18 protein-coding genes and 7 tRNA genes are annotated in these 25,373 nt (G+C 65.4%); 5 read left to right on the top strand and 20 right to left on the bottom strand.

Going from position 1 to position 25,373, the window contains the following annotated elements:
- Positions 1–81: 81 nt before the first annotated feature.
- A complete protein-coding gene (locus H5407_RS12680) occupies positions 82–831 on the bottom strand; it encodes an electron transfer flavoprotein subunit beta/FixA family protein (protein WP_183104801.1) in 750 nt (249 codons plus the stop codon).
- Between the two features lie 178 nt (positions 832–1,009).
- On the opposite strand from H5407_RS12680, the gene murI reads away from it, so the two are divergent.
- Positions 1,010–1,837: a glutamate racemase gene (gene murI / locus H5407_RS12675; RefSeq protein ID WP_255501221.1), complete on the top strand. Its 828-nt coding sequence runs from the start codon at positions 1,010–1,012 to the stop codon at positions 1,835–1,837.
- A 93-nt stretch (positions 1,838–1,930) separates the two neighbouring features.
- Here the strand turns inward: murI and H5407_RS12670 are convergent.
- From H5407_RS12670 to H5407_RS12610, 13 genes are all read right to left on the bottom strand, one after another.
- Positions 1,931–2,019: transfer RNA gene (locus H5407_RS12670), tRNA-Leu, on the bottom strand.
- A 119-nt stretch (positions 2,020–2,138) separates the two neighbouring features.
- Positions 2,139–2,214: transfer RNA gene (locus H5407_RS12665), tRNA-Gly, on the bottom strand.
- A 35-nt stretch (positions 2,215–2,249) separates the two neighbouring features.
- Positions 2,250–2,325, bottom strand: a tRNA-Gly gene (locus H5407_RS12660).
- Between the two features lie 44 nt (positions 2,326–2,369).
- Positions 2,370–2,445: transfer RNA gene (locus tag H5407_RS12655), tRNA-Gly, on the bottom strand.
- Between the two features lie 9 nt (positions 2,446–2,454).
- Positions 2,455–2,528, bottom strand: a tRNA-Cys gene (locus tag H5407_RS12650).
- An 86-nt stretch (positions 2,529–2,614) separates the two neighbouring features.
- A tRNA-Gly gene (locus tag H5407_RS12645) sits at positions 2,615–2,690 on the bottom strand.
- A 153-nt stretch (positions 2,691–2,843) separates the two neighbouring features.
- Complete coding sequence (gene lon, locus H5407_RS12640) at positions 2,844–5,267, bottom strand: endopeptidase La (protein WP_183104800.1); 2,424 nt, start codon at positions 5,265–5,267, stop codon at positions 2,844–2,846.
- Positions 5,268–5,410: 143 nt separating this feature from the next.
- Positions 5,411–6,679, bottom strand: coding sequence for an ATP-dependent Clp protease ATP-binding subunit ClpX (clpX, locus tag H5407_RS12635; protein ID WP_183104799.1), 1,269 nt, complete (start codon positions 6,677–6,679; stop codon positions 5,411–5,413).
- Between the two features lie 164 nt (positions 6,680–6,843).
- A complete protein-coding gene (gene clpP, locus H5407_RS12630) occupies positions 6,844–7,452 on the bottom strand; it encodes an ATP-dependent Clp endopeptidase proteolytic subunit ClpP (protein ID WP_310737643.1) in 609 nt (202 codons plus the stop codon).
- Positions 7,453–7,688: 236 nt separating this feature from the next.
- Entirely contained in the window at positions 7,689–8,999 is a 1,311-nt protein-coding gene (gene tig / locus H5407_RS12625; protein ID WP_183104798.1) for a trigger factor, read from the bottom strand.
- 26 nt (positions 9,000–9,025) lie between these two features.
- Positions 9,026–9,112: transfer RNA gene (locus tag H5407_RS12620), tRNA-Leu, on the bottom strand.
- Between the two features lie 197 nt (positions 9,113–9,309).
- Positions 9,310–12,465, bottom strand: a complete 3,156-nt coding sequence (locus H5407_RS12615; RefSeq protein WP_183104797.1) for an efflux RND transporter permease subunit — start codon at positions 12,463–12,465, stop codon at positions 9,310–9,312.
- 17 nt (positions 12,466–12,482) lie between these two features.
- Positions 12,483–13,616: an efflux RND transporter periplasmic adaptor subunit gene (locus H5407_RS12610; RefSeq protein WP_183104796.1), complete on the bottom strand. Its 1,134-nt coding sequence runs from the start codon at positions 13,614–13,616 to the stop codon at positions 12,483–12,485.
- Between the two features lie 194 nt (positions 13,617–13,810).
- On the opposite strand from H5407_RS12610, the gene hpnC reads away from it, so the two are divergent.
- From hpnC to H5407_RS12590, 4 genes are read left to right on the top strand one after another with little or no spacing between them, the layout of a single operon-like run.
- The gene (gene hpnC, locus H5407_RS12605) at positions 13,811–14,668 is read left to right on the top strand and encodes a squalene synthase HpnC (RefSeq protein WP_183104795.1); all 858 of its coding nucleotides are present in this window, start codon (positions 13,811–13,813) and stop codon (positions 14,666–14,668) included.
- Positions 14,665–15,513: a presqualene diphosphate synthase HpnD gene (gene hpnD / locus H5407_RS12600; protein ID WP_183104794.1), complete on the top strand. Its 849-nt coding sequence runs from the start codon at positions 14,665–14,667 to the stop codon at positions 15,511–15,513. Before hpnC ends, hpnD begins: the two co-directional genes overlap by 4 nt.
- A 4-nt stretch (positions 15,514–15,517) precedes the next feature.
- Positions 15,518–16,837 (top strand): hydroxysqualene dehydroxylase HpnE, encoded by a 1,320-nt coding sequence (gene hpnE / locus H5407_RS12595; protein WP_183104793.1) that lies wholly within the window; start codon positions 15,518–15,520, stop codon positions 16,835–16,837.
- A gap of 57 nt (positions 16,838–16,894) precedes the next feature.
- Positions 16,895–17,662: an IclR family transcriptional regulator gene (locus tag H5407_RS12590; RefSeq protein WP_183104792.1), complete on the top strand. Its 768-nt coding sequence runs from the start codon at positions 16,895–16,897 to the stop codon at positions 17,660–17,662.
- Between the two features lie 90 nt (positions 17,663–17,752).
- On the opposite strand, the gene pbpG is transcribed toward H5407_RS12590, so the two are convergent.
- The 6 genes from pbpG to H5407_RS12560 form a co-directional block, all read right to left on the bottom strand.
- The gene (gene pbpG, locus H5407_RS12585) at positions 17,753–18,781 is read right to left on the bottom strand and encodes a D-alanyl-D-alanine endopeptidase (RefSeq protein WP_183104791.1); all 1,029 of its coding nucleotides are present in this window, start codon (positions 18,779–18,781) and stop codon (positions 17,753–17,755) included.
- Positions 18,782–18,947: 166 nt separating this feature from the next.
- Entirely contained in the window at positions 18,948–20,489 is a 1,542-nt protein-coding gene (locus tag H5407_RS12580; RefSeq protein WP_183104790.1) for a 2-isopropylmalate synthase, read from the bottom strand.
- Positions 20,490–20,725: 236 nt separating this feature from the next.
- Positions 20,726–21,571, bottom strand: coding sequence for a CDP-diacylglycerol--serine O-phosphatidyltransferase (pssA, locus tag H5407_RS12575; protein WP_183104789.1), 846 nt, complete (start codon positions 21,569–21,571; stop codon positions 20,726–20,728).
- Positions 21,572–21,686: 115 nt separating this feature from the next.
- Complete coding sequence (ilvC, locus tag H5407_RS12570) at positions 21,687–22,703, bottom strand: ketol-acid reductoisomerase (RefSeq protein WP_183104788.1); 1,017 nt, start codon at positions 22,701–22,703, stop codon at positions 21,687–21,689.
- Between the two features lie 153 nt (positions 22,704–22,856).
- Entirely contained in the window at positions 22,857–23,348 is a 492-nt protein-coding gene (ilvN, locus tag H5407_RS12565) for an acetolactate synthase small subunit (protein ID WP_183104787.1), read from the bottom strand.
- Between the two features lie 169 nt (positions 23,349–23,517).
- Positions 23,518–25,308, bottom strand: a complete 1,791-nt coding sequence (locus H5407_RS12560) for an acetolactate synthase 3 catalytic subunit (protein WP_183104786.1) — start codon at positions 25,306–25,308, stop codon at positions 23,518–23,520.
- Positions 25,309–25,373: the final 65 nt, after the last annotated feature.

Raw genomic sequence — 25,373 nt, 5'->3', positions numbered from 1 at the left:
CCCGAGTAGGGCATGCGGATCCGGCTGTGCCCGGCCGCCATGCCCGCCCCCTGGCAGGGGGCGCGCGAAGCGCGTAGGGGGTCAGATTACTTTTGCTTCGTTCTTGAGCTTGGACACCAACGTGGCCACATCCGGCACCTTGATGCCAGCGCTGCGCTTGGGCGGCTCTTCGACCTTCAGGGTCTTGATGCGGGGCGTGACATCCACGCCCAGGTCGGCCGGCTTGACGACGTCGAGCTGCTTCTTCTTGGCCTTCATGATGTTGGGCAGCGTGACGTAGCGCGGCTCGTTCAGGCGCAGATCGGTGGTAACCACGGCGGGCAGACTCAGGGACACGGTCTCCAGGCCGCCGTCCACCTCACGGGTCACGGCCACCTTGCCGTCGGCCACTTCGACCTTGGAGGCGAAGGTGCCCTGCGGCAGGCCGGTCAGCGCAGCCAGCATCTGGCCCGTCTGGTTGCAGTCATCGTCGATGGCCTGCTTGCCGAGGATCACCAGTTGGGGCTGTTCCTTATCGACCAGGGCCTTCAGGATTTTGGCCACGGCCAGGGGCTGCAGCTCGGCATCGGTCTCGACCAGGATGGCGCGGTCGGCACCGATGGCCATGGCGGTGCGCAGCGTTTCCTGGCACTGCGTCACGCCGCAGGACACGGCGATCACCTCGGTGACGACACCCTTTTCCTTCAGGCGCACAGCCTCTTCGACGGCGATTTCGTCAAAGGGGTTCATGGACATCTTCACATTGGCGATGTCCACGCCCGTGCCGTCGCTCTTGACGCGCACCTTGACGTTGTAGTCGACGACTCGTTTGACGGGAACCAATACCTTCATCGAAGCACTCCAGGCGAATTGACGTAAACGTTAATCAGGATTCTACGGGGGTCTGGTGCCCATCCGCGAAGCCCTGCACGCCACACGTCCATCAAGGTGAAAAATAAAACGAACGATCGTTCTATTTTAGGCATGAAGATCGGGGCCTTGGCAAGCTGCATTTAGACTCCGCTCCCTGATGATGGACAGCACCCTCCCCGCCGCCTCCCCAAGAGAAGAAGTCACGCCGGGCATCGGCGTCTTCGACTCCGGCGTAGGCGGACTCACCGTCTTACGAGCGCTGCGCAGCGCGCTGCCCGATGCCCCCCTTCATTACGTGGCGGACTCCGGCCATGCGCCCTACGGACCCAAGAGCACCGAAGCCATCGTGGCGCGCTGCCTGGCCATCGGCGAGCACCTGATCACCCATGGCGCCGCGCTGATCGTGGTGGCCTGCAACACCGCCACGGCGCACGCCGTGGCTGCCTTGCGGGCGCGCTGGCCCGCGCTGCCCATCGTGGGCATCGAGCCCGGCATCAAGCCGGCCGTGCAGGCCACCCGCAACGGGCGCGTGGCCGTGATGGCCACGCAGGCCACGGTGAACAGCGAACGCTATCGGCAACTCATCGCCACCCATGGCGGAGTCGTCCATGTCCACAGCCAGGCCTGCCCTGGTCTGGTGGACCGCATCGAGACGGGCAACCTGGAAGACCAGCGCCTGCAGGACCTGCTGAAAACCTACACCGACGCCGTGAAGGCCAGCGGCGCCGACACCGTGCTGCTGGGCTGCACGCACTACCCCTTCATCCAGGCCCGCATCGAGCGCCTGCTGGGGCCGGAGGTCACCGTGCTCAACACGGAGGGAGCGGTCGCGCGCCAGGCCCTCAAGCGTTGGTCCGAACTGGGATTGCCATCCGTGCAGCCGGCGTCCGTGCGCCTGGAAAGCACGGGCGACCCGGCGCCGCTGGCGCGCCTGGCGACGCTGGCCCTGCAGTCACCGCAGACGGCCCGCCAGGTCGACATCTGAGGCCTGCCGGGCGCCCCGCCCTCGCCCTGAAGCCGGGCCGGCGTCGGAAACAACAAAGCCGGCACAAAGGCCGGCTCCGTTTGCATGCGAATGTGGTGCCCGGGACGGGACTCGAACCCGTACGCCCCGTTCAGGGCCGCGGATTTTAAGTCCGCTGCGTCTACCAATTTCACCACCCGGGCAAGGGTCGCTGACGGTGCGCATTATCTGCGGCGGCGGCCCGGGGGGCTGCCGTGATCATCAGGCGTGAAGACAGGCCTGGAAACGACAAAGGGGAAGCAGTGCTTCCCCTTGTCAGATCTGGAGCGGGAAACGAGGCTCGAACTCGCGACCTCAACCTTGGCAAGGTTGCGCTCTACCAACTGAGCTATTCCCGCATGGACCGGATGAAACTCATCCAGCGCATCGAAACTGGAGCGGGAAACGAGGCTCGAACTCGCGACCTCAACCTTGGCAAGGTTGCGCTCTACCAACTGAGCTATTCCCGCATGTGCCGACTGCTTTGGCGGCAGCCAGCGTTCGGATCGAATGATGGAGCGGGAAACGAGGCTCGAACTCGCGACCTCAACCTTGGCAAGGTTGCGCTCTACCAACTGAGCTATTCCCGCATGTCACTCTGGAGGCGCGGTCCGGAGTCGAACCGGACTAACCGGATTTGCAATCCGGGGCATAACCGCTTTGCTACCGCGCCATCACAATCCACGACAAGGCCCTTGGTGAAGACCTTGACGAAAAAGGGAAGCCGGGGCCTCCCTTTTAAATTCGCTTTCAAAATCCTGGAGCGGGAAACGAGGCTCGAACTCGCGACCTCAACCTTGGCAAGGTTGCGCTCTACCAACTGAGCTATTCCCGCATGGACTCCGACTGGAGTTCAACACACGTTTGAGAAAACTGATTCCAGAACTTTCGCCCTGTTTTCAGTGTCGCACCGTTTGCGCTGAAGCTCACATTATAGACCGGATTTTTTGACCCGCGCAAGTCTTGCACGGGTCATTTCAACAAAGTCTCAGTGCTTGATGGCATCACCGACTGCGGCGGCGGGCTTGGCGCCCTCCTCTGCGGCCTTGGGCTGCACGGCCTCCTCTTCCGGCAGCGGCTTGGGCATGGACTCCAGCGCCACTTCCAGCACACGCTCGATCCAGCGCACCGGCACGATCTCCAGCTGGTTTTTGACGTTCTCGGGGATGTCCTGCAGGTCCTTGACGTTCTCTTCCGGAATCATCACGGTCTTGATGCCGCCGCGGTGAGCAGCCAGCAGCTTTTCCTTCAGGCCACCGATGGCCGTCACCTCGCCGCGCAGCGTGATCTCGCCGGTCATGGCGACATCGGCGCGCACCGGGATGCCCGTCAGCGCAGAGACGAAGGCCGTGGTCATGGCGGCACCGGCGCTGGGGCCATCCTTGGGCGTGGCGCCATCGGGCACGTGCACGTGGACGTCGCGCTTCTCGAAAAGCTCGTCCTTGATGCCCAGACGGCTGGCGCGCGAACGCACCACCGTGCGTGCGGCCTCGACAGACTCCTTCATCACGTCGCCCAGCGAGCCGGTGCGGATGATGTTGCCCTTGCCCGGCATGGCCGTGGCCTCGATGGTCAGCAGATCGCCGCCCACCTCCGTCCAGGCCAGACCGACCACCTGGCCGACCTGGTTGGTCTTTTCGGCACGACCGAAGTCGTACTTGCGCACGCCCAGGAAGTCATGGAGGTTGTCCTCCGTGATGACCACCTTGCCGTCATAACTCTTCAACTGGTGACCCTTGACCACCTTGCGGCAGATCTTGGAGACCTCGCGTTCCAGCGAGCGCACGCCAGCTTCGCGGGTGTAGTAGCGGATCACGCCACGGATGGCGGACTCGGCGACTTCCAGCTCGTCTTCCTTCACGCCGTTGTTGGTGCGCTGCTTGGGCAGCAGGTAGCGTTGGGCAATGCTGACCTTCTCGTCTTCCGTGTAGCCAGACAGGCGGATCACTTCCATACGGTCCAGCAGGGCCGGCGGGATGTTCAGCGAGTTGGACGTGGCCACGAACATGACGTCTGACAGGTCGAAATCCACCTCGATGTAGTGATCGGCAAAGGTATGGTTCTGCTCGGGATCCAACACCTCCAGCAGAGCTGAGGACGGGTCTCCACGGAAGTCCATGCCGAGCTTGTCGATCTCGTCCAGCAGGAACAGCGGATTGCGCGTACCCACCTTGGAGAGCGACTGCAGCACCTTGCCCGGCATGGAGCCGATGTAGGTGCGGCGGTGGCCGCGGATCTCGGCTTCGTCACGCACGCCGCCCAGGGCCATGCGCACGAACTTGCGGCCGGTGGCGCGGGCCACAGACTGGCCCAGCGAGGTCTTGCCCACGCCGGGAGGGCCGACCAGGCACAGGATGGGCGCCTTGACCTTGTCCACGCGCTGCTGCACAGCAAGGTACTCGAGGATGCGTTCCTTGACCTTGTCGAGGCCGTAGTGGTCTTCGTTCAACACAGACTCGGCGAAGGCCAGGTCGTGCTTGATCTTGGTCTTCTTGCTCCAGGGCAGGTTGACCAGGGTGTCGATGTAGTTGCGCACCACGGTGGCCTCGGCCGACATGGGCGACATCAGCTTGAGCTTCTTCAGCTCGCCCTCGGCCTTCTTGCGGGCTTCCTTGGGCATGCGGGCGGCCTGGATGCGCTTCTCGAGCTCTTCCATGTCGGCGCCTTCTTCGCCGTCGCCCAACTCCTTCTGGATGGCCTTGACCTGCTCGTTGAGGTAGTACTCGCGCTGGCTCTTCTCCATCTGGCGCTTGACGCGACCACGGATGCGCTTTTCCACCTGCAGGATATCCACCTCGTGCTCCAGCAGGTCCAGCAGCTTCTCCAGGCGCTTGGCCACGTCGGCCAGGTCCAGCACCGACTGCTTGGCGTCGAGCTTCAACGGCAGGTGGGCAGCAATGGTGTCGGCCAGGCGGCCAGCGTCGTCGATGCCAGCGATGGAAGTGAGGATCTCGGGAGGAATCTTCTTGTTGAGCTTGACGTACTGATCGAACTGCTGGGTCACGGCGCGGCGCAGGGCCTCCACCTCGGGGGCCAGGGTGGCCTCGGGCGGGATGGGCGTGACCTCGGCGACGAAGTGCTCTTCCGTCTCGCTGATGGTGTTGGTGGTGGCGCGCTGCAGGCCCTCAACCAGCACCTTCACAGTGCCGTCAGGCAGCTTGAGCATCTGCAGGATGCTGGAGACGCAGCCGACCTCGAACATGTCGTCGGCCTTGGGCTCGTCCTTGCCGGCGGCCTTCTGGGCCACGAGCATGATCTGGCGACCCGCGTCCATGGCTGCTTCCAGGGCCTTGATGGACTTGGGACGCCCGACGAACAGGGGAATCACCATGTGCGGGAACACCACCACATCCCGCAGCGGCAGCAGCGGCAAGGTGATGGGTTCTGCGGGCAGGATGGGATGACCGGACATAGAAACCTCTCTTTCTCAGGCCCATCTGGGGCCCGAGGGCCTGATTGCAAGGCCGGGCGGCTGCCCTCTTCTTGCCATCAGACCGGATTGACTGAGCTGTGACGCGCGAGCGGCCCGAAGGCCGCCCGAATGCTTGGGGCCGGTCAGGCGCTGGCCTTGGCCTGCTCGCGATAGACGAGCAGCGGCTTGGCGTCTTCCTCAATGTTGTGTTCGTCCAGGACGACCTTGGCCACGCCATCGAGGGCCGGCAGCTCGAACATGGTGTCGATCAGCGAATGCTCCATGATGGAACGCAGGCCGCGGGCCCCGGTCTTGCGGGCCAGAGCCTTGCGGGCAATGGCCCCCAGCGCCGAGGAACGGATCTCCAGCTCCACGCCATCCATGGCGAACAGCTGCTGGTACTGCTTGACCAGGGCATTCTTGGGCTCGGTGAGGATCTGGATCAGCGCGTCCTCGGTCAGCTCGCCCAGGGTGGCGACCACCGGCAGACGGCCCACCAGCTCAGGGATCAGGCCGAACTTGATCAGATCCTCGGGTTCGACCTCGCGGAAGAGCTCGGAGACCTTGCGCTCGGACTTGCTCTTCACCGAGGCTCCGAAGCCGATTCCGGATTTCTCGGAACGGTTCTGGATGACCTTTTCCAGGCCATCAAAGGCGCCGCCACAGATGAACAGAATGTTGGTCGTGTCGATCTGCAAGAAGTCCTGGTTGGGGTGCTTGCGGCCGCCTTGCGGAGGCACCGAGGCCATCGTGCCTTCGACCAACTTCAGCAGGGCCTGCTGCACGCCCTCGCCCGACACGTCACGGGTGATGGAGGGGTTGTCGGCCTTGCGGGAGATCTTGTCGATTTCGTCGATGTAGACGATGCCCCGCTGCGCACGCTCGACGTCGTAATTGCAGTTCTGCAGCAGCTTCTGGATGATGTTCTCGACGTCCTCGCCCACGTAGCCGGCTTCGGTCAGCGTGGTGGCGTCGGCGATCACGAAGGGCACATTGAGCAGGCGGGCCAGGGTCTGGGCCAGCAGCGTCTTGCCGGAGCCCGTCGGGCCGATCAGCAGGATGTTGCTCTTGGACAGCTCCACCTCGCCCTTGTTGTCCGCCATGTGGCGCAGGCGCTTGTAGTGGTTGTAGACCGCCACCGACAGCGTGCGCTTGGCGACATCCTGACCAATCACGTACTGGTCCAGGCTGCTCTTGATTTCACTCGGGACGGGCAGATCGGATTTGCTGGCACGCGGCTGCGCGCCTTCGGCCGGCACTTCATCGCGGATGATGTCGTTGCACAGCTCGATGCACTCATCGCAAATGAATACCGACGGGCCAGCGATCAGCTTCTTCACTTCATGCTGGCTCTTGCCGCAGAAGGAGCAGTAGAGGACTTTCTCGCTGGAGTTGCCTTTTTTCTCGGCCATGGATCTGCTTTACGGTTCAGGTGGGAGACCTGTGCTGATGATAGTTCATAAGAAGAAAGGGCCCTTGGGCGGATAAGGACCCTCATCCGGCACCAGTTGGCGCCAGCGCCATGTGCGCCATGCGGACAAAGCCCGACCGGCGGCCGGACTCTGCCCGCCTGCACTCAGGGGCGCTTCTCGATCACCTGGTCGATCAGGCCATAGGCCTGCGCCTCGGCGGCCGACATGAAGTAATCGCGCTCGGTGTCGTTCTGGATCTTCTCCAGGGGCTGGCCGCTGCGCTCGGACATGATGCGGTTGAGCTGCTCGCGGGTCTTGAGGATCTCGCGGGCATGAATCTCGATGTCCGTGGCCTGGCCCTGGGCGCCGCCCAGGGGCTGGTGAATCATGATCTTGGAGTTGGGCAGGGCGAAGCGCTTGCCCTTGGCGCCAGCGGTCAGCAGGAAGGCGCCCATGCTCGCGGCCATGCCCATGCACAGGGTCGAGACCTCAGGCTTGATGAACTGCATGGTGTCGTAGATGGACATGCCGGCCGAGACGCTGCCGCCCGGGCTGTTGATGTAAAGAGAGATCTCCTTGTCCGGGTTCTCGCTCTCAAGGAACAGCAGCTGGGCCACGACCAGATTGGCGGTGGCGTCGTTGACGGGGCCCACCAGGAAGATGATGCGCTCGCGCAGCAGGCGGCTGTAGATGTCATAGGCACGCTCGCCGCGGCCCGATTGTTCGATGACGATGGGCACCATGCCCAGATTGCTCGTTTCCAGCGCGCTCATGAAGGGTCCTTGCGGTTGGTTCAGCGGGTGATAGCGGGTCATATGGGGTCGGATTATGTCCCGGCAAGCGCGGCTCTTCCGTGCAGGGGATTCATCCAAGCAACAGGCCGCGATGCGCGCCTGTCCCGAAGGGCCGAACCCTCCCCCATTGCCGGCTGCCGCCCCAATGAAAAAGGCGCCGGCCTTGCGGCACGGCGCCCTTGGCAGCCCCGGGGTGAGCCCGGGACCCGAGCTCATCAGGCCTGGGCCATCAGCTCGTCGAACGGCAGGGCCTTGTCGCTGACCTTGGCCTTGGCCAGGACGAACTCGGTGACGTTGTTCTCGATCACGATGGCTTCGACTTCAGCCAGGCGCTGACGGTCGCTCAGGTACCAGCGCACGACCTCGGCGGGCTTCTCATAGCTCTGCGACAGCTCCTCGATGTGGGCTTGCAGCTGCTCGGGCTTGGCCTGCAGGTTGTTGGCACGGACCAGCTCCGACACCACCAGGCCCAGTCGCACGCGGCGCTCGGCCTGGGCGGTGAACAGCTCGGCGGGGATCGGGGCCTTGTCAGCATCCTTGACGCCGCGCTTCTTCAGGTCTTCACGAGCACCTTCGACCAGGCGCTCGGTCTCACCGCTCACCAGGGCCTTGGGGATGTCCAGCTCGGCAGCGGCCACCAGGGCGTCCATCACGGCAGCCTTGTTGCGGGCCAGCACGCGGAACTTCACTTCGCGCTCGAGGTTCTTCTTGATGTCGGCACGCAGAGCCTCGATCGTGGCGTCCTTGATGCCCAGGGACTTGGCAAAGGCCTCGTTCACTTCGGGCAGGTGCTGGGCTTCGATCTTCTTGACCGTCACCAGGAAGTCGGCTTCCTTGCCGGCCACGTCCTTGCCGTGGTAGTCCTCGGGGAAGGCCAGGGGGAAGGTCTTGGACTCGCCCGCCTTCATGCCGCGCACGGCCTTCTCGAAGGCCTCGAGCATCTGGCCTTCACCCAGCAGGAACTGGAAGCCTTCGGCCTTGCCGCCGGCGAAGGTCTCGCCGTCGATTTTGCCTTCGAAGTCGATGGTGACGCGGTCGCCGTCAGCGGCAGCTTCAGCAGCGGCACGCTGGGCGAAGGTGCGGCGCTGCTTGCGCAGGATCTCGACGGTCTTGTCGATGGCTTCCTCGGTCACTTCGCTGGAGACGCGCTCCACTTCCGAAGCGGCCAGATCGCCGATCTTGACTTCCGGGTACACCTCGAAGGTGGCATCAAAAGCCAGTTGACCTTCCGGCGACTCGTCCTTCTGGGCGATATTGGGCATGCCGGCGACACGCAGCTGCGCTTCGTTGGCGGCAGCGTTGAAGGCCTGGCCCAGCTTGTCATTCATGACTTCGTACTGGACGGAATAGCCATAGCGCTGGGCGACCACGCTCATCGGCACCTTGCCGGGGCGGAAGCCATCAGCCTTGACCGTGCGGGCCAGCTTCTTCAGGCGGGTCTCGACTTCGCTGTTGATGTCAGCGGCCGCCAGCGTGAGCGTGATGCGGCGTTCGAGCTTTTCGAGGGTTTCGACGGTGACAGCCATAGTGGACTCTGTGAACAAAGTGATTCTGGTGCGCGGGGTCGGACTCGAACCGACACGCCCGTGAAGGCGTCAGGACCTAAACCTGGTGCGTCTACCAATTTCGCCACCCGCGCGAGTGGTTTCAAGGCTGCCGCAGCATCGGGGTTCGAAAACCCCAAGCCACCTCAGCCTCGTGGCATTTCGGCAAACCGGTGATTGTAGCCGTGAATAGGGGCATTTCCCGGGCCTAGGGGTTAGCCGCAAGTTCCCCCTTCAAAAAGAGAGAGGCGCCCTGCCCGTTTCCAGGCAGGGCGCCTCGCTGATCTGGCGATCAGAAGCGCGAAGGCGTCGGGAAGCGCGAGTTCGCTTCCGCCGGCCGCATCACCCGGAACCAGGCGGCATACATGGCCGGCAGGGCGAGGAGGGTCAGCACGGTGGCGACGATCAGGCCGCCCATGATGGCTACGGCCATGGGCCCCCAGAACACGCTGCGCGACAGCGGGATCATGGCCAGCACCGCCGCCGCCGCCGTCAGCACAATGGGGCGGAAACGCCGCACCGCCGACTCCACGATGGCCGACCAAGCCGGCACGCCGCGGGCGCGGTCCTGCTCGATCTGGTCGATCAGGATCACCGAATTGCGCATGATCATGCCCATCAGCGCGATCACGCCGAGCAGGGCCACGAAGCCGAACGGCCGGTTCAGCAGCAGCAGGGCTGCAGCCACACCGGCAATACCCAGAGGGCCGGTGAGGAAAACCAGCATGGCGCGCGAGAAGCTCTGCAGCTGCAGCATCAGCAGGGTGAAGATGATGAAGAGCATCACCGGCACGCCGGCCGCGATCGAGCCCTGGCCCTTGCTGCTTTCCTCCACCGCACCAGCCACGTCGATGCGATAGCCCGGCGGCATCTTGGCTGACAGCGCCTGCATCTGCGGCCAAATCTGGGCCGAGACGGTGGCGCCCTGCATGCCCTCCTCCACGTCACCCTGCACGGTCACCGCGTAGTTGCGGCCTTCGCGCCACATGACGCCGGGCTCCCACTCGAAGCCCACCTTGGCCACCTGGGTCAGGGGCACGGCGCGGCCGGTGGTGGTGGGCATGTAGGCGTTGCCCAGGTCGGTGATGGCGTTGCGCTCCTCCAGGGGCTGGCGCAGGACGATGTCGATCAGCTTGTCCGCCTCGCGGTACTGGCCGATGACGGTGCCCGAGAGGATGGTGCGCGAGGCCTGCGCCAGGCTCTGGCTGGTGACACCCAGGGCGCGGGCCTTGTCCTGGTCAACGTCCAGCTTGAGGGCCTTGATGGACTCGTTCCAGTTGTCATTGACGCCGCGCATGTGCGGATTGGCCTTGAGCAGCTCCTTGGCCTGGTCGGCCCACTTGCGCACGAGCTTGGGGTCCTCGCCCGTCACGCGGAACTGCACCGGATAGGGCACGGGCGGCCCATTGGGCAGCAGCTTGACGCGGGTGCGGACCTCGGGGAACTCGGTGGCCATCAGCTCGGGCAGGCGCTTGCGCAGGGTCTCGCGCTGGGTGAGGTCCTTGGGCAGCACGATGGCCTGGCTGACGTTGGACTGCGGGAAGACCTGGTCCAGCGGCAGGTAGAAGCGCGGCACGCCGCTGCCCACCCAGGTCGTGACGGTGGACACGCCCTCCTCCTTGAGCATGCGGGCCTCGAAGCGCTTGGCCATCTGCTCGCTCTGCTGGATGGTCGAGCCCTCGGGCAGCCACAGATCGACCAGGATCTCGGGGCGGCTGGAGTCCGGGAAGAACTGCTGTTGCACGCGGGTCATGCCAAAGAGGCCAGCCACGAAGAGCAGCACAGTGATGCCTATGGTCTTCCAGCGATGCTCCACGCACCAGCGCACCAGGGCGCGGAAGCGGTTATAGAAGGGCGTATCGAAGAGCTCGTGGGCCTCGCCGCCGTGGCCGGCCTTGGTCTTGAGCAGGAAGGAGCCCAGATAGGGCACGAAGTAGATCGACACCAGCCAGGAGATGACCAGCGAGGCCGCTGTCACCGCGAAGATGGCGAAGGTGTACTCACCCGTCGTGGAGCGCGCCAGCCCGATGGGCAGGAAGCCCACGGCCGTGATCAGCGTGCCGGTGAGCATGGGCATGGCGGTGACGTCATAGGCGAAGGTCGCCGCATGCATCTTGTCGTAGCCCTCTTCCAGCTTGCGAACCATCATCTCGACCGCAATGATGGCGTCATCCACCAGCAGCCCCAAGGCGATGATCAGCGAGCCCAGCGAGATCTTGTGCAGGCCCACGCCCCAATAGAACATGGTCACGAAGGTGATGGCCAGCACCAGGGGAATGGTGACGCCCACGACCAGGCCCGGCCAGATGTCGATGCGCAGGGGCCGCGTGTGCAGGCCCAGGCTGATGAAGCTGACGCCCAGCACGATCACCACGGCCTCGATCAGCACATGGACGAACTCATTCACCGAGCGCGACACCGAAGACGGCTGGTCCTGGATCTGCGAGAGCTCCATGCCCGCCGGCAGGCCCTTCTGGACCTCGGCCAGTTGGGCCTTGAGGGCCTGGCCCATGGCGATGATGTCTCCCCCCTTGGCCATGGACACGCCCAGGGCCAGCACCTGCTTGCCCTGGTGGCGCACCATGGTGCTGGGCGGATCGACGTAATCGCGCTTGACCTCGGCGATGTCGCCCAAGCGGAACTGGCTGGCGGCGCCAGTGAAGGGGTTGACGGCACGGATCGAGAAGTCGCGCAGGGCCTTGAGGTCGTCCAGTTGGCCTTGCACGCGGATCTGCAGATTGGTGCTGCCGGCATTGAGCACGCCAGCGCCTTCCACCGCGTTCTGGGCGCCGATCTGGTTGATGACCTGCGAAAAGTCCAGGCCCAGCTCGGCCAGACGCTTCTGGGAGACCTCGATGTAGATCTTCTCGGGCTGAACGCCGAAGACCTCCACCTTGGCCACGTCCTTCACCTTGAGCAGTTGATGGCGCACCCGTTCGGCGTAGACGCGGGACTCCTCGCGGCTGAAGCCGTCGCTGCTGAGGGCGTAGATGGAGCCGTAGACGTCACCAAAGTCGTCGTTGAAGACGGGGCCCAGCACGCCCTGCGGCAGGGTGTAGCGCATGTCGTTGACGCGCTTGCGGACCTGGTACCAGACGTCCGCCACTTCCTTGGGCGGCGTGCTGTCCTTCAGCTGGAAGATGGTGAGGGACTCGCCCGGCTTGGTGTAGGAGCGGATCTTGTCCGAGTAAGGCACTTCCTGCAGTGTCTTCTCGATCTTGTCCGTCACCTGGTCGGCCATCTGCATGGCGGTGGCGCCCGGCCAGAAGGCCTGGACAACCATCAGGCGGAAGGTGAAGGGCGGATCCTCGTCCTGACCGAGCTGGAAGTAGGCCGCGAAGCCCATCACCATCAGCACGATCATCAGGTAGCGCGTCAGGGCCGGATGTTCCAGCGCCCAACGCGACACATTGAAGCGGGAGCCTGCGTGGCCCGGTTTGCTGCTCATGGACACGGCGGACCTCCTCAGCGCGAAGCCGCGGTGGCCGCAGCAGGCGCGGCGTCACCCGCGTAGCGACGCACCTTCTGGCCGTCGTTCAGCACATGGACGCCCGCCGTCACCACCTCCTGGCCCGGCGTGAGCCCACCAGCGATGACCACGGTGTTGCCATCGGCCCCACCGATCTGAACCGGCTGGGCCTTGACCGTCATGGACGCCGGATCCAGCACCCAGACCTGGCTCTTGCCCCCCCGCTCCAGGATGGCGCTCAGGGGCAGCTTGACCACATTGCCCAGGCGCGGCAGTTCCAGCAGCACGGCGGCCGTCTGGCCCAGCTTGACGTCGGCCTTGCCCACGTCGGCCTTGACCTGGAAGGTACGAGTGACGGGATCGGCCGCGGCCGACACCTCGCGCAGGATCAGCGGCACGACCTCCTGCTGGCCCCACAGACGCATGCGCAGCGCACCGGACTGGCTGGCGGCGGCGCGCAAGCCACCAACCTGGTCCTCAGGGACGGAAAACACCACATCCCGGGGCCCATCGTGAGCCACGCTCAGCACAGGCATGCCCGCCCCCACTACCATGCCGGGCTCGGCATTCACGCCGGTCACGACGCCCGGCGCATCCGCCACGAGCGCGGCATAGGCCACCTGGTTGCCCTGCACGCCGGCCTGCGCACGCGCCTGGTCCAGCTGGGCCTGGGCGGCCTTGAAGTAGGCGTCCCGGCGCTCCAGCTCGGCGGCGCTGATGAAGCCCTGCTGATGGAGCTCGATGAAGCGGCGGTAGTCGGCCCCGGCCTGGTCCCGATTGGTGCGGGCTGCGATCATCTGGGCCTGCGCCGCCTCGGAGCCCAGGCGCAGGTCCTGGGCATCCAGCTGGGCCAGCACCTGGCCGGCGCGGACCTTGTCACCCAGGTTCACCAAGCGCTGCTGGATCTTGCCGCCCACGCGGAAGGAGAGGCGGGATTCAGTGCGGGCGCGGATTTCAGCCGCGTATTCACGCGTCATGCCAGCACTGCCCGCCTCGATCAGCTGGGTCCGGACGGCGCGCTCCGGTTCAGGTGCTGCGGCCTGCTTGCCGCAAGCACTGAGCAGCAGGGCTGCCATCAGCGGCACGAGGGGCATCAGGGCGGGGAGTCGGGCATTCCGGATTTTGGGCATCGAAGACCTCTTCATGACGGATCGTGCGGCGTGGAGCGGCGGCAGGCCGAGGGACTGCCACCCGGCACGTTCATTCCATACGGCGAATCAGTAACTGACTGACCGGTCAGTAATGTATTGAGCCCGTTCCGGCTTGTCAAACCCCGGAACGGGCGCGCCGGCACACCTCCAGACCAGCGGACATTGCGGACACAATGCCGGCCGTGAGCATAGAGCACTACGAGAACTTTCCTGTCGCCTCCTGGCTGTGCCCCCCGCACTTGCGGCCTGCCGTGGTGGCGATCTACCACTTCGCCCGCACGGCCGACGACCTGGCAGATGAAGGCAGCGCCACCACCGCCGAGCGACAAGCCGCGCTGCGCGCCTATCGCGAGGACCTGCGGGCCTGCTTCGCGGGGGCGGTGCCCTCGCAGCGCTGGGCCGACCGCGTCTTCGCCCCGCTGGCCCAGCAGATCCGCAGGCATGCCCTGACCCCACCCCTGTTCGAGGCCCTGCTGGACGCCTTTGAGCAAGACCTCGTCAAGACCCGCTATGCCAGCCGCGCCGAGTTGCTGCACTACTGCGAGCGCTCGGCCAATCCGGTGGGCCGGCTGCTGCTGCACCTCTATGGCGTCGAGAGCCCGCAGGCGCTGCGGCAGTCCGATGCCATCTGCAGCGCCCTGCAGCTGATCAACTTCTGGCAGGACTTCAGTCGCGACGGCCCCAACGGCCGCTGCTATGTGCCCCAGGAGGACCTGGATCGTCACGGCCTGCTGGCCGAGGCCTGGGTGCGCTGCGAGGATGGCCCACAGGCCCGGCGCCTGATCGCAGAGCTCTGTGGCTGGGCCCGGCAGCTGATGCAGTCGGGCGCCCCCCTGGTTCATGGCCTGCCAGGGCGGGCAGGCTGGGAATTGAGGTTGGTCGTCCAGGGCGGCCTTCGCATTCTTGAGAGAATCGAGGCCATGGATCACGCCTCTCTTGTCCACCGCCCGCGCTTGAGCGCCCTGGACGCCGCCCCCTTGCTGTGGCGAGCCCTTCGCATGCGCCCCGCCCAGCAAGGAGCCGCTGCGTGACGCCCGACCAGTACGCCCAGCAGCGCGCCGCAGCCAGCGGGTCCAGCTTCTATTACGCATTCCAGTTCCTCACGCCGCCCCGGCGGGCCGCCATCACCGCCTTCTATGCCTTCTGCCGCGAGGTGGACGACGTGGTCGATGAGATCCAGGACCCTGGCGTGGCCGGCGCCAAGCTGGCCTGGTGGCGCAAGGAAGTGCAGGCGGCCTTCGCCGGCCAGCCCAGTCATCCGGCCATGAAGGCCCTGATGCCCCATGTTCGCGACTACGACATCCGTGCCGAGCACCTGCTGGCCGTGATCGATGGCTGCCAGATGGACCTGGACCAGAGCCGCTACCTGGACTTCGCCGGCCTGCAGCGCTACTGCCATCTCGTGGCCGGCGTGGTGGGCGAGGTGGCCTCGGGCATCTTCGGCCGCACCGAGGCCCAGACCATCGCCTACGCCCACAAGCTGGGCCTGGCCCTGCAACTGACCAACATCATCCGCGACGTGGGCGACGACGCCCGCCGTGGCCGCATCTACCTGCCGGTGAACGAGCTGCAGCAGTTCGGCGTCAAGGCCAACGAGATCCTGCTGCGCCAGACCCCCTGGGGCTACAGCGAGCGCTTCACCGCGCTGATGCAGTTCCAGGCCGAGCGTGCCCACCGCCTCTACGACGAGGCCTTCGCCCTGCTGCCCGAGGCGGATCGCAAGGCTCAGAAGCCCGGCCTCATGATGGCCAATATCTACCGCGCCCTGCTGCGCGAGCTTGAGGCCGAAGACTTCCGCGTGCTGCACCAGAAGATCTCGCTGACGCCGCTGCGCAAGGTGTGGATTGCGATGAAGACCAACTGGCGCGGCCGCTGACTGCATGGCCCGTGTCGCGGTCATCGGTGCCGGTTGGGCCGGCCTCAGTGCAGCCCTCGTGCTGCAGGCGCAGGGTCACGCGCTGAGCCTGTTCGAGCTGGCGTCAGCCCCTGGCGGGCGGGCCCGCAGCCTGGCCGAAGACGACGGCGGCACCCCGCTGGACAATGGCCAGCACATCCTGATCGGCGCCTACACGGAGACCCTGGCCGTGATGCGCTCGCTGGGCCTGTCACCTGATGAACTGCTGTGGCGCAGCCCCCTTCAGCTCACCGACGCCCAGGGCCGAGGCCTGCGACTGCCCAAGGGGCCGCCCCTGCTGGCCTTCAGCCGGGCGGTGATGCACGCCTCGCACTGGCCCTGGGCGGCCCGACTCAGCCTGCTGAGGCACAGCCTGCGCTGGGCGCTGGGCGGCTTCCGGTGCGCCGAGTCGCTGAGCGTGAGCGCCCTGTGCCGCGGCATGCACGCCGAGCCCTTCGCCGAGCTGGTGGCGCCCTTGTGCGTGGCCGCGCTGAACACCGCGGCCGAGCAAGCCAGCGCCCGTGTCTTTCTTCGCGTCCTGAAGGATGCACTCTTCGCCGGCCATGGCTCTGCCGACCTGCTGCTGCCGCGCCGCCCGCTGGCGGAGCTGTTGCCCCTGCCCGCACTGCGCACGCTGGCGGCCCGTGGCGCCCACCTCCACACCGGCGTCCGGGCCCGCCTGACGCCGGGCGAGGACTTCCGCTGGACGGTCAGCGCGGAGGGTGGCCACGAGCGCTTCGATGCCGTCCTGCTGGCCTGCCCGGCGCTGGAGGCGGCGCGCCAGCTGCAGTCCATCGCGCCGGCCTGGTCCACCCAGGCCGCAGCTTTGCGCTATGAGCCCATCGTCACCGTCTACCTGCGCGCCGAGGGCCGTCTGCCCTTCCCCATGGTGGCGCTGCAGGAATCGGCCGAGGCCCCGGCCCAGTATCTCTTCGACCATGGCCTGCTGGGCCTGCAGCCGGGGCGCTTTGCCGCGGTGGTCAGCGGTGCCGCGCCCTGGCTGGAACGGGGACAAGGCGGCACCACCGTCTGTGCGGAAGCGGCGCTGGCTCAGGTGATGAGCCAGGCCCCCCAACTCAGCGGCCTGCGTCTGGAACGAGCCGTGGCCGAGAAGCGCGCCACCTTTGCCTGCACGCCCGGCCTGGAACGGCCCGGCGCCCGCATCGCCCAGGGCTTGTGGGCGGCCGGCGACTATATTGATGGGCCGTATCCTGCCACGCTGGAAGGCGCGGTCCGGTCCGGCCGCCAGGCAGCGCTGGCATTGCATGCTGAACTGACGCCTGTCGCGCCCCGCGCCACACACTGAGACCGGCCTCCAATTTCGCCATGCAAAAAAATGCTGCTTTGCCGCACAATGGTCGGCATGAAGAGCACTGAGGCACAGACCCCTGCCATCCAGGTCCTGGAACGCAGCTTCGCCATCCTGGACGTGTTGGCCAGCCACCAGGACCCCGTCTCCCTGAAGCAGATCAGCGAGACCACCGGGCTGCACCCCTCCACCGCCCACCGCATCCTGAACGACCTCGCCATCGGACGCTATGTCGATCGCCCCGAGGCCGGCGCCTACCGCCTGGGCATGCGCCTGCTTGAGCTGGGCAATCTGGTCAAGGCCCGCCTGGACGTGCGGGATGCCGCGCTGGAGCCCATGCGCGAGCTGCACAAGTTCACCCACCAGCCCGTCAATCTCTCGGTGCGTCAGGGCGATGAGATCGTCTATATCGAGCGCACCTACTCCGAACGCTCGGGCATGCAGGTGGTCCGCGCCGTGGGGGGCCGCGCCCCGCTGCACCTCACCTCCGTGGGCAAGCTCTTCTTGGCCAGCGACGATCCCCAGCGCGTGCGCGCCTACGCCACGCGCACCGGCCTGGCCGGCCATACCCGCAACAGCCTGACCGACCTCGCGGCCCTTGAACGCGAGATGGCCATGGTGCGCCAGCGCGGCGTGGCCCGCGATGACGAGGAGCTGGAACTGGGCGTGCGCTGCATGGCCGCCGGCATCTATGACGACCAGGGCAAGCTGGTCGCCGGCCTGTCCATCTCAGCACCGGCCGATCGCCTGGAGGAGGCCTGGCTGGGTCGCCTCAAGGACACGGCAGCCCAGATCTCCTCGGCCCTGGGCTACCGGGGCTGACTCGACGGTGCCGCACAAACAGCAACGCCCGGCACCTTGCGGTCCGGGCGTCTTTTTTGGGGCGTTCGCCGAGCTTGCCGGCGGCGTGGATCAGCCGGCCTTGCCCAGCGTCATCTGAGCCTGGGGCTGGCCCCCCCCGGGGTTGCTCACCCCGGTGTTGGTCAGCCACTTGCGGATACGCTCGGCATCGCCAATCCGCGAGTACTTGCCGGTGGAGTCCAGCAGCACCATGATCAGCTTGCGCCCGGCCAGGCTGGCCTGCATCACCAAGCAGCGGCCGGCTTCGTTGATGAAGCCGGTCTTCTGGATACCGATGTCCCAGCTGCCCGAACGCACCAGGCCGTTGGTGTTGTGGAAGGCGACCTGGCGGCGCCCCAGGGCCACGGTGGCGTCCGGGGTGGTGGAGTATTCACGCAGCAGGGGCACCTCATGGGCCACCTTGACCAGAGCCGCCAGATCCTTGGCGCTGGACTGGTTGCGGCTGGACAAGCCCGTAGGCTCGACATAATGGGTGTCCGACATGCCCAGCGCCTGCGCCTTCTGGTTCATGGCAGCGACGAAGGCCGTCAGTCCGCCCGGGTAGTTGCGACCCAGTGCGTTGGCAGCACGGTTCTCCGAGGACATCAGGGCCAGGTGCAGCATCTCCGAGCGGGTCAGCGTGGTGCCAGGCGCCAGGCGTGAGCCCGTGCCCTTCTCAGTGTCGCGGTCTTCGTCCGTGATGGTGATCTTCTCGTCCAGGGACTGACCGCCCTCGACGATCACCAGGGCCGTCATCAGCTTCGTGATGGAAGCGATGGGCAGCACCGCCTGGGTGTTCTTGGACAGCAGGATCTCGTTGGTGTCCTGGTCCATGACCAGGGCCACGCTGCTCTTGAGGTCCAGGGGATCATCGACCGAATGCAGGCCGTACATCTGGCCGAAGGTCGGGCTGGCCGGCGTTGCCACCACGGCTGCCTTGCGCATGACCGAGGCCGGCCTGGCCTTGCGGACGTTCTTGGCCACGGCCTTGGTCGGGGCCTTGCCTGCGCTCTTGCCGGTGGCGGTTGACGCGGCCTGGGCACCTTGCGAAGCCAGGGCCAGCATCACGGCGATCATGCTGCCCGCGGCAGCTCCCAACATGGTCTTTACAACAGCATTCACGCCAGCCCCCAACAAGGTCTGCGCCAGTTTAGGTCAAGCGGAAAACACCGGCAAGATCAAAAACTTAGCTCAGGCTTTTAAAGTTCACGAACGGGGCGACTGGCGGGGGCTCCGGACCCGTCGCCGGGTCCGGCGGCAGCCGGGTTCACCCCTGGGCCGCCACGCGCTCCGTCTTGCTCTGCAGCTTGTTCAACGCAGCCAAATATGCCTTGGCCGACGCGACCACGATATCGGGATCGGCACCAACGCCATTGACCACACGTCCCGCATGCTGCAGACGCACCGTCACCTCGCCCTGCGATTCTGTGCTGCCGCTGGTGATGGCATTGACCGAATAGAGGATCATTTCCGCGCCGCTTTGCACCTCGGACTCGATGGCCTGCAGGCAGGCGTCCACCGGGCCGTTGCCGTCGCTCTCAGCCCTGAATTCCTTCTCGCCGACAGCGAAGACCACGCGGGCATGCGGGCGCTCGCCGGTTTCGCTGCGCTGGGCCAGGGACAGCAGGCGGTAGTGCTCGTTGTCCTGGATGACGGACTCGTCCATCACCAGGGCAATGATGTCCTCGTCGAAGATCTCGTTCTTGCGGTCGGCCAGGTCCTTGAAACGCTGGAAGGCGGCATTGATCTCGGCCTCAGACTCCAGCTCGATGCCCAGCTCCTGCAGGCGCTGCTTGAAAGCATTGCGGCCCGAGAGCTTGCCCAGCACGATCTTGTTGGCGCTCCAGCCCACGTCCTCGGCACGCATGATCTCGTAGGTGTCGCGAGCCTTGAGCACTCCGTCCTGGTGGATGCCCGAGGCATGCGCGAAGGCGTTGGCACCCACCACGGCCTTGTTGGGCTGCACCACAAAGCCCGTGGTCTGGGAGACCAGCTTGGAGGCCGGCACGATCTGCGACGCATCGATGCCGACGTCCAGGCCAAAGTAGTCGCGGCGGGTCTTGACCGCCATCACCACCTCTTCCAGCGAGCAGTTGCCCGCGCGTTCACCCAGGCCGTTGATGGTGCACTCGACCTGACGCGCGCCGCCGATCTTCACGCCGGCCAGGGAATTGGCCACGGCCATGCCCAGGTCGTTGTGGCAGTGGACGGACCAGATGGCGAGGTCGGAGTTGGGCACCTTCTCGCGCAGGGTCTTGAGGAAGTTGCCGTAGAGCTCGGGGATGGCGTAGCCCACGGTGTCGGGGATGTTGATGGTGCGGGCCCCCTCTGCGATCACGGCCTCACAGACGCGGGCGAGGAAGTCCATGTCGGAGCGGTAGCCGTCCTCGGGCGAGAACTCGATGTCGTCCGTCAGGTTGCGGCCAAAGCGCACCGCCAGGCGGGCCTGCTCCAGCACCTGCTCGCGCGTCATGCGCAGCTTCTTCTCCATGTGGAGTTCGCTGGTGGCGATGAAGGTGTGGATACGCGAGCGGGCCGCGCCCTTGAGCGCCTCGGCGGCACGAGCGATGTCGCGGTCATTGGCGCGGGCCAGCGAGCAGACGGTGCTCTCGCGGACCACGTCGGCGATGGCCTTGACAGCCTCGAAGTCGCCATTGCTGGCTGCAGCGAAGCCGGCCTCGATCACGTCCACACGCATGCGCTCCAGCTGGCGGGCGATGCGCAGCTTCTCGTCTTTCGTCATCGAGGCGCCGGGCGACTGCTCGCCATCGCGCAAGGTGGTGTCGAAGATGATGAGCTTGTCAGCCATGAGGGTCTCCGTGGAACGTGAAGGTTGGAAGTCGGAACAATGCGGCCGGAAAAACAAAAAGCCCGCGAAGCAGGTGCTCGGCGGGCTCTTGGTGCGAAAGTACGGTGGCGGTCAGACGCGCGACTGCCTCGTGCCCAAGGGCCCGATGGCTAGTAGCAGAGCGGCGATGACGTTCAGCGTCTTCATGGTGATTGAATGTAGCACGCGGCCCGGCACTGGCACCAGGCCTGCCTACGTCAATGGTGAAGGCCCTTTTCATCGGGCTCGTCGGTCGAGATCGCGATCACGCTGACCGGCTTGCCCTTCATGCGTTTGTAGGCGTAGACCCCATAGCCCGAAAGGCCGTAGAAGCAGAACAGGCCGAAGAGCACACGCGGCGGGTCGATGTTGATCAGCGCGATGCCCAGGGCGATCGCGACCACACTGATGAAGGGCACCGAGCGCTTGAAGCTGATGTCCTTGAAGCTGTAGAAGGGTGCGTTGGTAACCATGGTCAGGCCCGCGTAGAGCGTGAAGCCGAAGGCAAGCCAGGCCAGGCCCGGGGACGCGGTCGGCGCGTGATAGCCGGCATCCTCCATGACCCAGATCAGTCCCATCACCAGGGCCGCCGCGGCCGGGCTGGGCACGCCCTGGAAGAAGCGCTTGTCGACCACGGCGATATTGGTATTGAAACGGGCCAGGCGCAGCGCGGCGCCGGCGCAGTAGACAAAGGCCGCGAACCACCCCCATTTGCCCAGACCCTGCAGCGCCCACTCGTACATGATCAGGGCTGGTGCGGCGCCGAAGGACACCATGTCGGAGAGGCTGTCCATCTGCTCACCGAAAGTGCTCTGGGTATTGGTCATGCGGGCCACCCGACCGTCCAGGCTGTCCAGCACCATGGCACAGAACACGCCGTAGACCGACTGCTCGAAGCGGCCATGCATAGCCATCACGATGGCATAGAAGCCGCCGAAGAGCGCGGCCAGCGTGAAGAGGTTGGGGAGGATGTAGATGCCCTTGCGGCGCGGGCGCACGGGGGTCAGGACGTCGGCGTCCTCATCGTCATCGAAAGGCACCGTGGACTGCTTGGGATCGGTCATGGGCAGGGAGGATAGCGCAAGCCTCGCCATAAAAAAGCCGCGTCTGCCCGGAGGCGACGCGGCTCTCTAAAAGGGATCCGGAGATCCCGTGACTCAGCGCTTGATCAGCGCTTGATCAGTTCTTCGACTGATCGACCAGGCGGTTCTTCTTGATCCAGGGCATCATGGCGCGCAGCTTCTCGCCGACCTGCTCGATCGGATGCTCGGCCGTCAGGCGGCGGCGGGACAGCAGGGTCGGGGCACCGGCCTTGTTCTCCAGGATGAAGCTCTTGGCGTACTCGCCGGTCTGGATGTCCTTCAGGCACTGGCGCATCGCTTCCTTGGTGGCCTCGGTCACCACGCGCGGGCCGGTGACATACTCACCGTACTCGGCGTTGTTGGAGATCGAGTAGTTCATGTTGGCGATACCGCCTTCATAGATCAGGTCCACGATCAGCTTGAGCTCGTGCAGGCACTCGAAGTAGGCCATCTCGGGCGCGTAGCCGGCCTCGGTCAGAGTCTCGAAGCCGGCCTTGATCAGTTCGACGGCACCGCCGCACAGCACGGCCTGCTCGCCGAAGAGGTCGGTCTCGGTCTCTTCGCGGAAGTTGGTCTCGATGATGCCGGCCTTGCCACCGCCGTTGGCCGAGGCATACGACAGCGCCAGATCACGGGCCTTGCCGGTCTTGTCCGCGTAGACGGCGATCAGGTGGGGCACGCCGCCGCCCTGCGTGTAGGTGCCGCGCACGGTGTGGCCAGGGGCCTTGGGGGCGACCATCCAGACATCCAGGTCGGCGCGGGGCGTGACCTGACCGTAGTGCACATTGAAGCCGTGAGCAAAGGCCAGCGAGGCGCCCTGCTTGATGTTCGGCTCGACTTCGCGCTTGTAGACGTCGGCGATCTGCTCATCCGGCAGCAGGATCATGACCACATCGGCAGCCTTCACGGCCTCGGCGATCTCGGCGACCTTCAGGCCGGCGTTTTCAGCCTTGGACCAGGACGCGCCACCGCGGCGCAGGCCGACCGTGACCTTCACGCCGCTGTCGTTCAGGTTCAGGGCGTGGGCATGGCCTTGTGAGCCGTAGCCGATGATGGTGACGTTCTTGCCCTTGATCAGGCTGAGGTCGGCGTCCTTGTCGTAGTAAACGTTCATGTCGGTCTCCAGAAAAACTTTGCGATCAATGTTCGGGCCCCTTGCGCTTGCGAACCTCGTGCCGGGGCCACACCGAGCCAGGTTCGCTGCCCTGCCGGCTCATGGCCTGCAGGGCGACGGCAAACCGCAATGGCCTGCCGCCAGGGGAAAGGATCAAACCCTGAGGATTCGCTCGCCGCGCCCGATGCCGCTGGCGCCGGTGCGCACGGTCTCCAGGATGGCGGTGCGGTCGATGGCGTCGATGAAGGCGTCGAGCTTGCTCGCATCGCCGGTCAGCTCGACGGTGTAGGTCTTCTCGGTCACGTCGATGATGCGGCCGCGGAAGATGTCGGCGGTGCGCTTCATCTCCTCGCGTTCCTTGCCAACGGCCCGCACCTTGATGAGCATGAGTTCTCGCTCGGTGTAGTTGCCCTCGGTGAGGTCCACGACCTTGACGACCTCGATCAGCCGGTTCAGGTGCTTGGTGATCTGCTCGATGACGTCATCGGAGCCGGTGGTCACGATGGTCATGCGGGACAGCGACGGGTCTTCCGTCGGCGCCACGGTCAGGCTCTCGATGTTGTAGCCCCGGGCGGAGAACAGGGCCACGACGCGCGACAGCGCACCCGGCTCGTTCTCGATGAGCAAAGCAATGATGTGTCTCATGGGTCTCGTCCTTCGCGCTCTTCAGGCCGGCGGCGGTAACCGACGGCCCTTGGCCACGCTCTTCGATGGTGGAAAAAGAATGCAGCGGGATGCCGATGCGGGCCATCGTGGACCCTGACGCCGGTCCGGGGCCGGTAAGCCGGCGGACCGTGCAGGGCTCACGGGAGGCTCACAGGTCCTCGGACCCCAGCAGCATTTCCGAAATACCCTTGCCCGCCTTGACCATGGGCCAGACGTTCTCGGTCGGATCGGTGCGCACGTCCAGGAAGACGGTGCGGTCCTTCAGGCGCATGGCCTCGCGCAGCGCGGGCTCCACGTCCGCGGGATGCTCGACAAGGATGCCCACATGCCCGTAGGCCTCCGCCAGCTTGACGAAGTTGGGCAGCGCATCCATGTAGCTGTGGGAGTAGCGGCCCTCGTAGTCGAGTTCCTGCCACTGCCGCACCATGCCCAGGTAGCGGTTGTTGAGGGAGACAATCTTGACCGGCGTCTTGTACTGCTGGCAGGTCGAGAGCTCCTGGATGCACATCTGGATGGAGCCTTCGCCGGTGATGCAGAACACATCCGACTCGGGCTTGGCCAGCTTGATGCCCATGGCATAGGGCAGGCCCACGCCCATGGTGCCCAGGCCCCCGGAGTTGATCCAGCGGCGGGGTTCATCGAACTTGTAGAACTGCGCGGCCCACATCTGGTGCTGGCCCACATCAGAGGTGATGTAGGTGTCGCGGTCGCGGGTCAGGTTCCAGAGGGTCTCGACGACCATCTGCGGCTTGATGACCTCGCTGTCGCGCTTGTAGGACAGGCAGTCCTTGCGGCGCCACTCATTGATCTGGCTCCACCAGGCGTTGATGGCAGCGCTGTCTGGCCGGGCCTGTGCTTCCTTGATCTGATGGATCAGTTCCTGCAGCACGTCCTTGACGTCGCCGACGATGGGGATATCCACGCGCACGCGCTTGGAGATCGATGAGGGGTCGATGTCCACGTGGATGATCTTGCGCTCCACCTGGGCGAAGTGCTTGGGGTTGCCGATCACGCGGTCATCAAAGCGCGCGCCCACCGCCAGCAGCACATCGCAGTGCTGCATGGTCATGTTGGCCTCGTAGGTGCCATGCATGCCCAGCATGCCCAGGAAGCGCGGATCGGTGCCGGGCATGGAGCCCAGGCCCATCAGCGTGTTGGTGCAGGGATAGCCCAGCAGGTTGACCAACTCGCGCAGCTCGGCCGTGGCCTCGCCCAGGATGACGCCGCCACCCGTGTAGATGTAGGGGCGCTTGGCAGCCATCAACAGCTGCACCGCCTTGCGGATCTGCCCCGAGTGCCCCTTCTTGACCGGGTTGTAGGAGCGCATCTCGACCGTGGCCGGGTAGCTGAAGTGGGTCTTATTGAGGGAGACGTCCTTGGGGATGTCCACCACCACGGGGCCGGGACGGCCGGTGCGGGCGATGTGGAAGGCCTTCTTGAGCGTGCTGGCGAGGTCGCGCACGTCCTTCACCAGGAAGTTGTGCTTGACGATGGGGCGGGTGATGCCCACGGTATCGCACTCCTGGAAGGCATCCAGGCCGATGGCCGGCGTGGGCACCTGGCCGGTCACGATCACCATGGGGATGGAGTCCATGTAGGCGGTCGCAATGCCGGTGATGGCATTCGTGACGCCGGGACCCGAGGTCACCAGGGCCACGCCGACTTCGCCGGTGGCGCGGGCATAGCCGTCAGCGGCATGCACGGCAGCCTGCTCGTGGCGCACCAAAACGTGCTGGATGGAGTCCTGCTTGTAGAGCGCGTCGTAGATGTAGAGGACAGCGCCGCCCGGATAGCCCCAGAGGTACTTGACACCCTCTGCTTGCAGGCTACGGACCAGGATCTCGGAGCCATTGAGCTCCGAAGCGGTATGGGAAGAAGAATGCGGTTGTGCACGACCATCGGTCGCTGCACGTTTGACGTCCGCGGCAGACATATCCATGTCGAACCTCTGTGAATTTCTCTGACGAAAAACCATCGGTGCTCCTCTTCACACCCTTGTGAGGC

The organism is Mitsuaria sp. WAJ17 (genome assembly GCF_014174515.1).
Taxonomy (GTDB): domain Bacteria; phylum Pseudomonadota; class Gammaproteobacteria; order Burkholderiales; family Burkholderiaceae_C; genus Roseateles_B.
This window is presented reverse-complemented; position numbering and strand designations above follow the sequence as displayed.